Origin of the sequence: Micromonospora sp. NBRC 110009 (assembly GCF_030518795.1) — a bacterium.
GTDB lineage: Bacteria > Actinomycetota > Actinomycetes > Mycobacteriales > Micromonosporaceae > Micromonospora.
Genome location: NZ_CP130427.1, coordinates 3,750,206 through 3,763,878, shown reverse-complemented (window position 1 = coordinate 3,763,878; position 13,673 = coordinate 3,750,206). Strand labels below are relative to the sequence as shown.

Below are 13,673 nucleotides of genomic sequence, written 5' to 3'. Positions count from 1 at the left end.
CGGCACCGCTCAGGGCAGCAGGTCGCGGACCACCGCGTCGGCCAACAGCCGGCCGCGCAGGGTGAGGACCGCCCGGCCGGCCGCGTAGCCCCCGGCATCCAGCAGGCCGTCGGCCAGGGCACGGCCGGCCGCCGCCCGGCCCGCCTCGTCCAGCACGTCCAGCGGCAGGCCCTCGGCGAGCCGCAGCCGCAGCATCACGTCCTCCATGTGCGCCTCGTCCCGGGTGAGCACCTCCCGGGCCAGGCCGGGGGACTCCCCCGCCGCGAGGCGCTGGGCGTACGTGCTGGGGTGCTTGACGTTCCACCAGCGCACCCCGCCGACGTGGCTGTGCGCCCCCGGGCCGAGGCCCCACCAGTCGGCGCCGGCCCAGTAGAGCAGGTTGTGCCGACACCGGGCCGCCTCGGAGCGGGCCCAGTTGGAGACCTCGTACCAGGAGAAGCCGGCCGCGTCGAGGGCGGACTCCGCGGCCAGGTAGCGGTCCGCCGCCACGTCGTCGCTCGGGTACGGCAGCTCGCCGCGCCGCATCCGCGCGGCCAGCCGGGTGCCGTCCTCCACGATCAGGGCGTACGCGCTGACGTGGTCCACGCCCGCCGCGACCACCTGGTCCAGCGAGGCGGCGAAGTCCGCCGCGCTCTCCCCCGGCGTGCCGTAGATCAGGTCCAGGTTCACGTGCTCGAACCCGGCGTCGCGGGCCTCCAGCGCGGCGGCGGTGGCCCGGCCGGCGCTGTGCTGCCGGTCCAGGATCGCCAGCACCCCCGGGGCGGCGGACTGCATGCCCAGCGAGATCCGGGTGTACCCGGCCGCCCGCAGCGCCTTGAGCGACTCCGGGGTGACGGACTCCGGGTTGGCCTCGGTGGTCACCTCGGCGTCGGCGGCCAGCCCCCAGGTGCGGTCGATGCCGTCCAGGATCCGGGCCAGGTCGTCGGCGGGCAGCAGGGTGGGGGTGCCGCCGCCGACGAAGACGGTGTCCACCCGCGGCGGCGGGGTGTCGCCCAACACCCGGCCGGCCAGGGCCAGCTCGGCCAGCACGGTGTCGGCGTACGACTCGCGGCTGGCCCCGCCGCCCAGCTCGGCGGCGGTGTACGTGTTGAAGTCGCAGTAGCCGCAGCGGCTGGCGCAGAACGGAACGTGCACGTACACCCCGAAGCCGCGGGCGCCGACGGCGCGCAGGGCGGCAGGGGGCAGCGATCCGTCGCGCGGGACGGATTCGCCTTCTGGAAGAGCGCCGGGCATGGCCACTAGTGTGCCCGGCATGACCTCTCCGGACGCTCTCGTGCGGGTCGCCACGGCCCGTGGGGTGACCACCCTCACCCTGGACAGCCCGCACAACCGCAACGCGCTCTCCACCCCGCTGATGACCGAGCTGCTGGCCGGGCTGGCCGCCGCGGTCGCCGACGACGCGGTGCGGGCGGTCGTGCTGGATCACACCGGGCCGGTCTTCTGCTCCGGGGCGGACCTGAAGGAGACCGCGGCCGCGTACGCCAGCGGGACGGTGCCCGCCGGGATGCTCGGCGACGTGCTGGTCGCGGTCCGGGAGTGCCCGAAGCCGGTGCTGGCCAAGGTGGCCGGGCCGGCCCGGGCCGGCGGCCTGGGCCTGATCGCAGCGGCCGACCTGGCGGTCTGCGCGCAGGAGGCGACGTTCGCCTTCACCGAGGTCCGGATCGGGGTGATCCCGGCGGTGATCTCGGCGACCGTGCTGCCCCGGCTGCAGCCGCGGGCGGCCGCCGAGCTGTACCTGACCGGCGACACCTTCGACGGCCGGCGGGCCGCCGAGATCGGCCTGGTCACCGCCGCCGTGCCGGCGGACGGCCTGGACGCCGCGGTGGAGCGCTACTGCGCCTCGCTGGTGAAGGGTGCGCCGAAGGCTCTGGCCGGCACCAAGGAGCTGCTGCGCCGGCCGGCGGCCGCCGACCTGCGCGCGGAAATCACCGAGTTGGCCGCTGTCTCCACGGGGTACTTCCTCTCCGCCGAGGGCCGGGAGGGCGTGCTGGCGTTCCGCGAGAAGCGGCCCGCCGCCTGGGTGCCCAGCGAGGACTGAGGCCGCCGGCGCGGGGCGTGGCGACGCGGTGACGCAGCGGGAGACAGCCGGTCGGCCGACCCGGGGCGCGCGCCGGGCGACGTACATTGGTCGAACTGTCGGGGCAGGAGGTGCGGGTGCGAACTCGAGCGGCAATCGTGGCAGCCGGTGTGGCGGTGGCGGTGGTCGCCCTGCTCGGCGTGTGGTTCGTCGCGAAGCAGTTCGGGCACCAGCTCAGCCTCCCGGTGCCGAGCCGCACCTGCACGGTGCGCGCCGACGGCGAGGTCGTGCTCAGTGCCGACCAGATGGCCAACGCGGCCACCATCGCGGCGATCGGCGCCCAGCGGCAGATGCCGGAGCGAGCGGTGGTGGTGGCGCTGGCCGCCGCCTACCAGGAGTCGCACCTGCGCAACATCGCGCACGGCGACCGGGACTCGCTGGGCCTGTTCCAGCAGCGCCCGAGCCAGGGATGGGGCACCCCGGAGCAGATCCGCGACCCGCGCTACGCGGCGAACAAGTTCTACGCCGCGCTGAAGAAGGTCAAGGGCTGGGAGGAGCTGCGGGTCACCGAGGCCGCCCAGCGGGTGCAGCGGTCGGCCTACCCGGAGGCGTACCAGAAGTGGGCGGACGAGTCGGAGGTGCTCACCCGCGCGCTGCTCGGCCACGCGACCGGCGCGGTGGCCTGCACGGTCGGGCCGACGCCGACGGTGCGCGGGCCGGCCGCGGCGGCGTCGCTGGCGGAGAACCTGGCCCTGGACTGGGGGCTGTCCGGGCTCACCACGCCGATCGACCTGACCGACTTCGCCGTCCCGGCGGCCGACAGCCGCAACGGCTGGCGGTACGCCCACTGGCTGGTCTCGCACGCCGACGACCACGGCGTGAAGCGGGTCCGCTTCGGCGGTCTGGAGTGGACCGCCGAGCACGGCACCTGGGCCAAGGTCCGCGACGGCGGCGGCGCCCCGAGCCAGGTGCTCGCCGAGGTCTTCGCCGCGACCTGACCCGGGCCGGCGGTCAGGCGGAGGCGAGGCCGAGCCGGCGGCGGACCTTCGCCCGGACCGGTTCCGGCAGTTGCGGCACGTCGAGCAGCGCGGGCAGCAGTTCGGGCTCCAGCGTCGTGGCCCGGAACACGTGGCCGATGGTGACCCCGTGTGCGGGCCGGTCCACCACCTCGACCGGGTCGCCCGCGCCGACCTCGCCCTCCCGCAGCACCCGCAGGTACGCGCCGGGCGCGGCCCGCACGGTGAACCGCTTGATCAGGTCGGGCATGCCCCAGTACCCGGCGAAGGTGGTGCACGGGGTGCGCGGCTTGGTCACCTCCAGCAGGGCGGTGCCGACCGCCCACCGCTCGCCGATCACCGCGCCGGTCACGTCCACCGCGTACGTGGTGAGGTTCTCGCCGAAGGCGCCCGGCCGCAGCGACCGGCCCAGTTCGGCCGCCCACCAGCCGGCGTCCTCCTCGGCGTACGTGTAGACGGCCTGGTCGGGGCCGCCGTGGTGGGCCCGCTCGCCGATGAAGTCGCCGGCCAGCCCGGCGAACCGGATCGGCACCGGGCCGTCGGCCGGCCGCTTGTCGATGCCGCTGCGGCCGCTCGGGTCGCCCGCCCACTCCGCCTCGGTCACCACGCCGAGGTTCACCGCCGCCACCCTGCCCGTCATGGCGGTCAGCCTAGTCGCCGGGCCGGGCGCCCGGCTCAGCCCTTGACCGCGCCGGCGACCAGGCCGGAGACCATCCGGCGCTGGACCAGCAGGAAGAAGACGATCACGGGCAGGGTGAACAGCGTCGACGCGGCCATCACCGACCCCCAGGCGGTGTCGTCCCGCCCGAAGAAGAACGTCATCGCCACCGGCAGCGTGTACCGGTCCTGGTCGTTGATGAAGGTCAGCGCGAAGATCAGCTCGTTCCACGCGGTGATGAAGGAGAAGATGCTGGTCGCCACCAGGCCCGGCGCGACCAGCGGGAAGAGGATCCGGCGGAAGGTCTGGGCCCGGCTGGCCCCGTCGATCGCGGCCGCCTCCTCCAACTCCTTCGGCACCGCGGCCACGAAGCCGCGCAGCATCCAGACCGCGAACGGCAGCGAGAAGCCGAGGTAGGTCAGGATCAGGCTGGGCAGGGTGTTGTAGAGCCCGAGCCGCTGGATCATCAGGAAGAGCGGGATGACCAGCGCCTCCAGCGGGATCATCTGCACCACGAGCAGCAGGATCAGGAAGGTGGTCCGCAGCCGGAACCGGAACCGGGCCACGGCGGTCGCCGCGAGCAGCGCGACCAGGCCGCTGAGCAGCACGGTCGCCACCGCCACCAGGGCGCTGTTGAGGAAGAAGTCGGCGAACGTCACGCCGGGGATCAGGTTCCCGGTGAGGATCTCCCGGTAGTGCGCCAGCGTCGGCTCGGCCGGTACCGGGCGCGGCGTGGCCGAGAAGATCTCCCGGTTGGGCTTCAGCGAGGTGGCGATCATCCAGTAGACCGGGAACGCCGCGAAGAGGGCGACCAGCAGGCCGGCGCCGTTGAGGGCGATCTTCTTCACGACTCGTCCTCCTGCCGCAGCACCATGCGGACGTACAGGGCGGTCACCGCGAGCAGGATCAGGGTGAGGATGACCGCGATCGCCGACCCCAGGCCGTACTTGGGCGGCGGCGAGAACGCCTCCGCGTACGAGTAGATCGAGAGCATGAACGTCGGCCGGTCCTGCGTGCCGCCGGCCAGCACGAACTGCTGGGTGAAGACCTTGAAGTCCCAGATCGTGGAGAGCACCACCAGGATGCCGAAGACCGGGCGCAGCATCGGGAAGGTGACCGACCAGAAGACCCGCCACGGCCCGGCCCCGTCCACCCGGGCTGCCTCCTGCAGCTCGCTCGGCACGCTCTTCAGCCCGGCCAGCACGCTCACCGCGATGAACGGGAAGGAGTGCCAGACCACCACCAGGGTGAGGATCGCGAAGAAGAGCAGCGGATCGTTGAACCAGCCGTAGCCGGTCCAGTCGCTGCGCCCGAAGAGCGTGCTGGAGAGCCCGCCCGGGAGCTTGTTGAACAGCCAGGTGACCAGGCCGCTGGTGTCGTCGAAGATCCACTTCCAGACGATGGTGCCGGTCAGCGCCGGGGTGGCCCAGGCCAGCATCACGCAGCTCGCGACGAAGGTGGCCATCTTCCTGCCGAGCCGGTTGAGCAGCAGCCCGACCAGGGTGCCGAGGATCATCGTGAGCACCACGGTCGCCGCGGCGAAGAGCACGGTGTTGCGCAGCACCGTACGGAAGAACGGGTCGCCGAGGATCTGCGCGTAGTTGGCCAGGCCCACCCACGGCCACTCGCGGTCCCCGCGCAGCTGCCGGACGCTGTCCAGCTTGTAGAAGGACATCGCCACGACCTGGCCGAGCGGCCAGAGCAGCAGCCCCACGATGATCGCCAGACAGGGCAGGAGCAGAACGTACGGCAGGTGGTCCACACGGCGGCGCCGCCGCGCGGGGGTCTCCCGCGCGGCGGCTGTGCCGGTGGCCTCGGTCAGCGTGGTCACTTGGCGTTGAGGATGCTTTCCATCTCGGTGGCCGCGTCGGCGGTAGCCTTCTCGACCGTCTTCTGGCCCTTGATGACCGAGCTGTTCATCGCCTGGGTCACCGTCTTGGTGCGGCTGACCTCGACCCACTTCGGGGTGAGCGGGGTCAGCTTGGTGTTCTGCATGGCGGTGGCGAACGCGGCCATCACCTTGTCGTTGGCGTAGTTGCCGCCGCTGACCAGGTCCTTGTACACCGGGAAGAAGCCGAGGCTGCTGGCGAACTCCTGGTCCTTCTGCTTGCTCAGCAGCACGGTCAGGTAGTCCCAGGCCAGGTCCTGCTTCTTGCTGTCCTTCCAGAGGGCGATGTCGGAACCACCCGCGAAGGCCGGGGCCGGCTTGCCGTCCGGGCCGGGGATGGGGAACGTGCCCCACACCTTCTCGATGTCGGGGTTGTCCTTCTTCATCGCGCCGCCCTGCCAGCTACCGGCGAACGCCATGGCGGCGTTGCCGGTGGCGAACTGGGTCCGGGCGTCGATCTCGTTCCAGCCGGCGGCGGCCGGCGGGGCGACCTTGTGCACGGTCACCAGGTCGGTCCAGAACTTGACCGCCTTCTGCGCCTCCGGCGTGTTGTAGCCGGACTTCCAGGTGTCGCCCTGCTTGGTGGCGATCTCGGCGCCGGAGGCCCAGAGGAAGGAGTAGAACGGCAGCTCGGAGTTGCCGGGCAGGGCGATGCCGTACTTGCCCGGCTTCTTGGCCTGGACCGTCTTGGCGACGGTGACCAGCTCGTCCCAGGTCGTCGGCGGCTTCACGCCGGCCTCGGCGAACCAGTCGGTCCGGTAGTAGATGGCCCGGACGCCGGCGTACCACGGGACGCCGTACTGCTTGCCGTCGAGCTGGGCGTTCTTCACCAGGTCGGGCAGGATGTCCTTGCCCTCGGTCCAGCTGTTGAACTTGCCCGAGACGTCGGCGAGGGCCTCCTGCGCCGCCCAGCCCTGGGTCTCGGTGTTGCCCAGCTCGGTGACGTCCGGACCCTCACCACCGGCGAGCGCGGCCTGGAACTTCTTGGGCGCCTCGAGCCAGGGGATGTACTGCACCACCACGTCGGTCTCGGGGTGCTTCTTCTTGAACTCGGCCTCGACGCCGTCGAGGAACTTGGTCTGGGCGTCGCCGCCCTCACCCATCATCCAGACCGTCAGCTTGCTGTTGTCGGCGGCCTTGTCGTCATCGCCGGAGCCACCGCACCCAGCCAGCACCATCGCGGCCGAGGCCACGATGGCGGTGACCGGAGCCAGCCGCTTCCACCTGTTCACGCCGTATCTCCCTCGCGCCGCTTGGCACTAACCTTCTCCGCCGCACCTTAGTAGGAAAATTTCCTTTACAACAGGGGGTACTCGCGACGTCCGGGCGAGGCGACCGTATCGCAGCCGGCCGCCCGGGCGGCAGGGGTGCCGTCCGGGCAGCTCACGACGGGTGGGCAGACGACGGCGGGCGCCCGACCGTCAGGTCGGACGCCCGCCGGGGGCGGTTCGGGGATTGACGTCAGTAGCGCGAGACGCTGCGCCGACGACCCACGCCGGCCACCAGGGCGACGGCGATGGCGGCCAGCACGACCTGCACCAGCAGCTCCATCCAGTCGATGCCGGCGGTCTCGGTGGCGATGCCCAGCGCCCGGGCCAGGACGGTGCCGAGCAGCGCGGCGCCCACGCCGATCAGCATGTGCAGCCACATCGGCATGTTCTGCCGGCCCGGCACGATCAGGCGACCCAGCGCGCCGACGATCAGACCAACGACGAGTGCGGTGATGATGCCCCAGACGGTCATGGTCGCTCTCCTCCTCATCCTCAAGCTCTGTCACACGATGTCGTGTGTTTGCTGTCGTGACCGCTAAGTTCCCGACCGGCCGAAAACCCAAACCGAATTCAAGCTCGAACCGCATCAAACAGCTCTGACCAGGTATTTCGCTCCAGAATGCCGCGGCGGTCGGCGGGTTTTCGCATTGAACGACGTCATGCGGGAAAGGGCCGCGCACGCCAGCGGGCGCCCGACCCGGAGGTCGGACGCCCGCTCGGCGTTTCGGGGACGCGCGTCAGTAGCGCGAGACGCTGCGCCGACGACCCACGCCGGCCACCAGGGCGACGGCGATGGCGGCCAGCACGACCTGCACCAGCAGCTCCATCCAGTCGATGCCGGCGGTCTCGGTGGCGATGCCCAGCGCCCGGGCCAGGACGGTGCCGAGCAGCGCGGCGCCCACGCCGATCAGCATGTGCAGCCACATCGGCATGTTCTGCCGGCCCGGCACGATCAGGCGACCCAGCGCGCCGACGATCAGACCAACGATGAGCGCGGTGATGATGCCCCAGACGGTCACGATCGCTCTCCTTCGAAGTAGTTTCACACCTTCTGTGTGGTTCCTGTCGTGACCGGTAAGTTCCCTACCCGCCGAAAAGCCAAACCGACCCACTCCGCGGCGCGGCGCCGCCGCCGGCCGTCCACGACCTCCGCCGGTGCCATCGCGCCGGACGATGCCGCAGGTGACGAGGAGTGTCGGCGGCGGCGAAAAGGCTGCCCGGGTACGCGAAAACGGCCGGCGCCCCGGGCGGGCGGACCCGTGGTACGGGTCGCCGCGCGCGGGGCGCCGGCCGGTGCGTCGGCGTCGGGCGGGTTACTTCTTGCCGGCGGGCTTGCCGTCGCCCGAGTCCGAGGAGAGCGCCGCGATGAAGGCCTCCTGCGGGACCTCCACCCGGCCCACCATCTTCATCCGCTTCTTGCCTTCCTTCTGCTTCTCCAGCAGCTTGCGCTTGCGGCTGATGTCGCCGCCGTAGCACTTGGCGAGCACGTCCTTGCGGATGGCCCGGATGGTCTCCCGGGCGATCACCCGGCTGCCGATGGCGGCCTGGATGGGCACCTCGAACTGCTGGCGCGGGATCAGCGTGCGCAGCTTCGCCGCGATGGTGGTGCCGTAGTTGTACGCCTTGTCCTTGTGCACGATGGCGCTGAACGCGTCCACCGGCTCGCCGTGCAGCAGGATGTCCACCTTGACCAGGTCGGACACCTGCTCGCCGGAGGGCTCGTAGTCCAGCGAGGCGTACCCCTTGGTGCGGCTCTTGAGCTGGTCGAAGAAGTCGAAGATGATCTCGGCCAGCGGCAGGGTGTAGCGGAGCTCCACCCGGTCGGCGGAGAGGTAGTCCATGCCGAGGAGGCTGCCCCGGCGGCCCTGGCACAGCTCCATCACGGCACCGACGTAGTCGTTCGGGGTGAGCACGGTGGCCCGCACCGTCGGCTCGTACACCTCGGCGATCTTGCCGGTCGGGTACTCGCTCGGGTTGGTCACCACGATCTCCTCGCCGTCCTCCTGCATCGCGCGGTAGACCACGTTCGGCGCGGTGGAGATGAGGTCGAGGTTGAACTCCCGCTCCAGCCGCTCCCGGATGATCTCCAGGTGCAGCAGGCCGAGGAAGCCGCAGCGGAAGCCGAAGCCGAGGGCCCCGGAGGTCTCCGGCTCGTACACCAGGGCGGCGTCGTTGAGCTTGAGCTTGTCCAGCGCCTCGCGAAGGTTGGGGTAGTCGGACCCGTCGATCGGGTAGAGGCCGGAGTAGACCATCGGCTTCGGGTCCTTGTAACCGCCGAGCGCCTCCTTGGCCGGGTTGGCGTTGATGGTCACGGTGTCACCGACCCGGGACTGGCGAACGTCCTTCACGCCGGTGATCAGGTAGCCCACCTCGCCGACCCCGAGCGCGTCGGCCTTCACCATCTCCGGGGAGATGACGCCGATCTCCAGCAGCTCGTGCACGGCGCCGGTCGACATCATCTTGATCCGGTCCCGGGCGCTGATCTTCCCGTCGACCACCCGGACGTAGGTGACCACGCCGCGGTAGACGTCGTACACCGAGTCGAAGATCATCGCCCGGGCCGGGGCCGCGGCCTCGCCGACCGGAGGCACGAACTGCCGGACGATCTCGTCAAGCAGGTACGGCACTCCCTCACCGGTCTTGCCGGAGACCTTGATGCAGTCCGCCGGGTCGCCGCCGATCAGGTGGGCGAGCTCCTCGGCGTACTTCTCCGGCTGGGCGGCCGGCAGGTCGATCTTGTTGAGCACCGGGATGATGTGCAGGTCGTTCTCGAGGGCCAGGTAGAGGTTGGCCAGGGTCTGCGCCTCGATGCCCTGCGCGGCGTCGACCAGCAGGATCGCGCCCTCGCAGGCCGCGAGGGACCGGGACACCTCGTAGGTGAAGTCGACGTGACCCGGGGTGTCGATCATGTTGAGCACGGCGGTCTCGCCGGCCCGGTCGCCCTCCCGGACCGTCCACGGCATGCGGACGGCCTGGCTCTTGATGGTGATGCCCCGCTCGCGCTCGATGTCCATCCGGTCGAGGTACTGGGCGCGCATCTGCCGGGGGTCGACCACGCCGGTGAGCTGCAGCATCCGGTCGGCCAGGGTCGACTTCCCGTGGTCGATGTGGGCGATGATGCAGAAGTTCCTGATGCGCGCCGGGTCGGTGGCACCAGGAGCGTTCGCGCCGGGATCGAGCGTCGGTGGCACAGCTGTCCGTTCTGGTCGGCTGACGTGAGCGGGCCGGCGCGGCGCCGGCCCCCTCTATGCTCCCACGTCGCCCGGGCGGCCGGTCCTCCCCCGTCACTCCTCCGGCGGCTCCACGAACAGGGCGGCGAGCCGGGGCAGCCGCCGCCGCGCCGCGTCCTCGTCGTCGAAGTCCCAGAAGTCGTGCAGGTCCGGCTCCGCGGCCGGCGCCCGGTCCGCCGGCAGCTCGGCCGCGGTCGCCTTCCGGTACGCCTCCCACGGCACGGACAGCATGTCCGCGCACTCGAACTCCTCGCCGCTGAGCGCGGCGGCCCGGACCTGGGGCAGCTCGGCGAGGGAGTCGGGGTCGGCCACCGCCTTCGCGAACACCGCCCGCCCCTGGGTCATCAGCCAGCCCCGGAAGTGCTCGAAGCCGTCGTCGGAGGCGCCACCGTTGATCAGGTAGGCCGCGCCCCACAGGTCGACCTTGTGCGAGGCAGCCAGCACCCGCTGCTGGTGCTGGGCGTACCCGACGATCTCCGCCGGCTCCCGTTCGGCGAGCAGGGCGACCGCCCGCACGGCCACCGCGTCGGGCTCTCCCCCGGCGCCGGCGCGGGCGGAGTCGATCAGCTGCCAGAACTCCTCGGTCCTCATGGCTGGCCAGTCTGGCAGAGCGGACCGACAGCCGGCTCCGGGCCGAGCCGCCGCGCCGGTGGGGCAGCATGGGCGGGTGCGCCCGATCTCCCGGCCCCCGGTGCCGTACGACGCGACGGCCGTCCGCCCCGACTGGGCGGCGCTCCCGGCCGGCCTGCGGAACGCGGTCGCCGCGCGGCTCGGCGGACCCCCGGCCGCGGTCCGGCTGGCCGGTGCCGGCTTCACCCGGGGCTTCGCCGCGCTGCTGACCGGCCCCGACGGCGACCGGGTCTTCGTGAAGGCGGCCGCGCTGGCCGGGCAGCGGCACCTGGTCGACTGGTACGCCCACGAGGCCGCGATCCTGGCCCGGCTCCCCGCCGGCCTGCCGGTCCCCCGACCGCGCTGGGCGCTCACCGAGGCCGGCTGGTACGCGCTCGCCCTGACCGCCGTCGACGGGCGCACCCCCCGGCTGCCCTGGGACCCGGCCGAGCTGGACGCCGCCCTCGCCGCGTACGCCGAGGTGGCCACCGCGCTTGCCGACCCGCCGGCGGAGCTGGCGGCGCTCGGGCTGCCGCGCCTCGCCGACCTGGCCCGCGACGACATTCTCTCCTGGGGTGACGTTTCCTTCGGCCGCTCACCCGCCCCGCAGCTGCCCCCGTGGGCACCGCTGCCCGAGCTGGTGACGCTGGAGTCCCGGCTGCCCGGCTACGCCGCCGCCGGCGCCGGGCTGGCCCACTGCGACCTGCGGGTGGACAACCTGCTGCTGGACCCGGCGGCCCGGGCCTGGATCTGCGACTGGAACTGGCTCTGCCACGGCCCGGCCTGGTTCGACCTGGTCAGCCTGCTGATCACCGGGTACGCCAGCGGCCTCGACGCGGACGCGGCCTTCGCCGCCCACCCGGCGGCGGCGGACGCCCCGGCCGACGCGCTCGACGTGACGCTCGCCGCACTGGCCGGCTACTTTCTGACCAGCGCGGCGGCCGGCCCGTCGAGCGCCTCGCCGCACATCCGGGCGCACCAACGGTGGAGCGGCGACCAGGCGCTCGCCTGGCTGGCCGACCGGCAGGGCTGGGCGTGAGGGCGGCGGGCGGAGCCGTTTTGGCTCGTCCCGGGCCGACCTGGTAACCTGGCTCTTCGCGCGGCGGTGACGCATGCTCGTCGTGCGCGGAAGCAGACCAACCCGAGCTATCAAGACGAGGCTGTCGCGTGGCGAACATCAAGTCCCAGATCAAGCGCAACCGGCAGAACGAGAAGCGCCGGCTGCGTAACAAGTCGGTCAAGTCGTCGCTGAAGACCGCCATCCGGAAGTTCCACGAGGCTGCCGAGGCCGGCGACAGCGAGAAGGCCACCGCCCTCATGCGGGACGCCGCCCGCAAGCTGGACAAGGCTGCCAGCAAGGGCGTCATCCACGGCAACCAGGCGGCCAACCGGAAGTCGGCGATCGCCAAGCGCGTCGCCTCGCTCTCGGCCTGACGAGCGCACTCAGATTCTGACCGGAAGCCCCGGGGTTCCGCCCCGGGGCTTCCGGCTGTCTGCGTTCCGGAGGCCCGACCCGCTCCGCCGCCGCTGCCTCGCCGGTAGCGGGAGGCGGCGGCGTCAGGGGTCGTCGTGGCGGAGCACCGGGTCGCCCGGGCGGGCCGCCCCCGGCGCCGCATCACGGCCGCGCGCCACCCGGGGCAGCGCCCGGACCGTCGCCCGCCCCACCGCCGGCTCCATCTGCCGGCGGAAACGGTCCCGCTCCTGCTCCGGTACCTGCGCCGCGGTGTGGATCACCACTTCGGCGACCCGGTCGTTGACCTTGACCATCGCCGCCACCACCGCCGGCAGGACCAGGACGGCCCACCAGCTGACCAGCTCGGCGAGGGCGAGCAGCACGGCGAGCGCCACCGCCCCCTCGAAGAAGAGGAAGCAGAGCACCCCGCCCGGGTTGACGAAGCGCAACCCGAGCACCCGGGCGTAGAGCGGGCGGTACCGCTCCTCGTCCGTCGGGACGGTCGCCCAGCGCCGGGGTCGGGTCACCGGGCGCCACCCTGCCGCGCCGCGGCAACCGAGAACACCGCCCGCTCCAGCGCGTACGCCCGGTCGTCGGCACCGCCCTTGACGGCCGCGTTGCACTCGGCGGCGGCCCGCATGGCCTCGACCAGGCCCTCCGGCGTCCAGCCCCGCCCCTGCCGCTGGGCCCGCTCGATCTTCCACGCCGGCATGCCGAGGCTGCTGGCGAGCTGGTAGGGGCTGCCCCGGCCGGCGGAGGCGACCCGGGCCACCGTGCGGACCCCGTCGGCGAGCGCGTCGGCGATCGGCACCGGGTCGACGCCGACGTGCAGCGCCCAGCGCAGCGCCTCCAGGGCGGCGGGCACGTCACCGACCATCGTGGCGTCGGCGACGGTGAAGCCGCTCACCTCGACCCGACCCTTGTAGTAGCGGGCCACCGTGTCGGCCCCGATCCGCCCGTCGGTGTCGGCGACGAGCTGCGAGCAGGCGGCGGCCAGCTCGCGCAGGTCGGTGCCGACGGCGGCGATCAGCGCCTCGGCCGCGTCCTCGGTGCACCTGCCCCCGCTGCGGCGGATCTCGTCCCGCACGAAGGCCACCCGCTCCCGGTGCCCCTTGAGCTTCGCGGCGGGCACGACGGTGGCGCCCGCCGCGCGCAGCCCGTCGGCGAACGCCTTTCCCTTCGCGCCGCCGAGGTGCAGCGCCACGAGCTGCACGTCGGGGTCCGGGTTCTTCGCGTACGCCAGGAGCGCGGTGACCAGGTCCTTGCGGGCGTCCTGGGCGGAGCGGAGCACGAGCACCCGGCGCCCGCCGAACAGGGAGGGGCTGAGCATCTCGGCGATCTCGCCCACCGTCAGCGAACCGGCCTGGTACTCCCGGACGTCCACGTCGGGGTCGACGCTCCGGGCCCGGGCGACGGCTTCGGTCACCGCTCGCGTGGCGAGCAGCTCCTCGTCGCCGAGAACGAGCAGAATAGGGGGCAGGCTGGCGGGGGTCACGTCGCCCATATTCGCACGGCCCTCGATCGGATCGTG

The 13,673-nt window shown here is 72.5% G+C and carries 15 protein-coding genes; 4 read left to right on the top strand and 11 right to left on the bottom strand.

Annotation, left to right across the window (positions count from 1 at the left end; all coding sequences use genetic code 11):
* Nucleotides 1–9 precede the first annotated feature (9 nt).
* Nucleotides 10–1,233: a radical SAM family heme chaperone HemW gene (hemW, locus tag Q2K19_RS18065; protein ID WP_302762467.1), complete on the bottom strand. Its 1,224-nt coding sequence runs from the start codon at nucleotides 1,231–1,233 to the stop codon at nucleotides 10–12.
* Between the two features lie 19 nt (nucleotides 1,234–1,252).
* On the opposite strand from hemW, the gene Q2K19_RS18060 reads away from it, so the two are divergent.
* Complete coding sequence (locus tag Q2K19_RS18060; RefSeq protein WP_302762466.1) at nucleotides 1,253–2,038, top strand: enoyl-CoA hydratase-related protein; 786 nt, start codon at nucleotides 1,253–1,255, stop codon at nucleotides 2,036–2,038.
* A gap of 110 nt (nucleotides 2,039–2,148) precedes the next feature.
* A complete protein-coding gene (locus Q2K19_RS18055; protein ID WP_302772600.1) occupies nucleotides 2,149–3,015 on the top strand; it encodes a hypothetical protein in 867 nt (288 codons plus the stop codon).
* Nucleotides 3,016–3,028: 13 nt separating this feature from the next.
* On the opposite strand, the gene Q2K19_RS18050 is transcribed toward Q2K19_RS18055, so the two are convergent.
* The 8 genes from Q2K19_RS18050 to Q2K19_RS18015 all read right to left on the bottom strand — a co-directional run bounded on the left by Q2K19_RS18050 (nucleotide 3,029) and on the right by Q2K19_RS18015 (nucleotide 10,671).
* Entirely contained in the window at nucleotides 3,029–3,673 is a 645-nt protein-coding gene (locus Q2K19_RS18050; protein WP_302762465.1) for an MOSC domain-containing protein, read from the bottom strand.
* Between the two features lie 35 nt (nucleotides 3,674–3,708).
* Nucleotides 3,709–4,539 carry a carbohydrate ABC transporter permease gene (locus tag Q2K19_RS18045; protein ID WP_302762464.1) on the bottom strand — a complete coding sequence of 277 codons (831 nt, stop codon included), beginning with the start codon at nucleotides 4,537–4,539 and terminating at the stop codon, nucleotides 3,709–3,711.
* Nucleotides 4,536–5,522, bottom strand: coding sequence for a carbohydrate ABC transporter permease (locus tag Q2K19_RS18040; protein ID WP_302762463.1), 987 nt, complete (start codon nucleotides 5,520–5,522; stop codon nucleotides 4,536–4,538). The genes Q2K19_RS18045 and Q2K19_RS18040 overlap by 4 nt, the downstream gene beginning before the upstream one ends.
* On the bottom strand, nucleotides 5,519–6,811 hold the full coding sequence (locus tag Q2K19_RS18035) for a sugar ABC transporter substrate-binding protein (protein ID WP_302762462.1): 1,293 nt from the start codon (nucleotides 6,809–6,811) through the stop codon (nucleotides 5,519–5,521). The genes Q2K19_RS18040 and Q2K19_RS18035 overlap by 4 nt, the downstream gene beginning before the upstream one ends.
* A gap of 229 nt (nucleotides 6,812–7,040) precedes the next feature.
* Entirely contained in the window at nucleotides 7,041–7,322 is a 282-nt protein-coding gene (locus tag Q2K19_RS18030; RefSeq protein WP_302762461.1) for a GlsB/YeaQ/YmgE family stress response membrane protein, read from the bottom strand.
* Between the two features lie 265 nt (nucleotides 7,323–7,587).
* Complete coding sequence (locus tag Q2K19_RS18025; RefSeq protein ID WP_302762460.1) at nucleotides 7,588–7,869, bottom strand: GlsB/YeaQ/YmgE family stress response membrane protein; 282 nt, start codon at nucleotides 7,867–7,869, stop codon at nucleotides 7,588–7,590.
* 294 nt (nucleotides 7,870–8,163) lie between these two features.
* On the bottom strand, nucleotides 8,164–10,041 hold the full coding sequence (gene lepA, locus Q2K19_RS18020) for a translation elongation factor 4 (RefSeq protein WP_302762459.1): 1,878 nt from the start codon (nucleotides 10,039–10,041) through the stop codon (nucleotides 8,164–8,166).
* A gap of 93 nt (nucleotides 10,042–10,134) precedes the next feature.
* Nucleotides 10,135–10,671, bottom strand: coding sequence for a DUF4240 domain-containing protein (locus Q2K19_RS18015; protein ID WP_302762458.1), 537 nt, complete (start codon nucleotides 10,669–10,671; stop codon nucleotides 10,135–10,137).
* On the opposite strand from Q2K19_RS18015, the gene Q2K19_RS18010 reads away from it, so the two are divergent.
* On the top strand, nucleotides 10,670–11,728 hold the full coding sequence (locus Q2K19_RS18010; protein WP_302762457.1) for a phosphotransferase family protein: 1,059 nt from the start codon (nucleotides 10,670–10,672) through the stop codon (nucleotides 11,726–11,728). The two genes, Q2K19_RS18015 and Q2K19_RS18010, sit on opposite strands and share 2 nt — an antisense overlap.
* A gap of 128 nt (nucleotides 11,729–11,856) precedes the next feature.
* On the top strand, nucleotides 11,857–12,123 hold the full coding sequence (rpsT, locus tag Q2K19_RS18005; protein ID WP_302762456.1) for a 30S ribosomal protein S20: 267 nt from the start codon (nucleotides 11,857–11,859) through the stop codon (nucleotides 12,121–12,123).
* Between the two features lie 123 nt (nucleotides 12,124–12,246).
* Here the strand turns inward: rpsT and Q2K19_RS18000 are convergent, their stop codons facing one another.
* Together Q2K19_RS18000 and holA are read right to left on the bottom strand one after the other, a co-directional pair.
* On the bottom strand, nucleotides 12,247–12,669 hold the full coding sequence (locus tag Q2K19_RS18000; RefSeq protein WP_302762455.1) for a hypothetical protein: 423 nt from the start codon (nucleotides 12,667–12,669) through the stop codon (nucleotides 12,247–12,249).
* Nucleotides 12,666–13,646, bottom strand: a complete 981-nt coding sequence (gene holA, locus Q2K19_RS17995; protein WP_302762454.1) for a DNA polymerase III subunit delta — start codon at nucleotides 13,644–13,646, stop codon at nucleotides 12,666–12,668. The genes Q2K19_RS18000 and holA overlap by 4 nt, the downstream gene beginning before the upstream one ends.
* Nucleotides 13,647–13,673 lie beyond the last annotated feature (27 nt).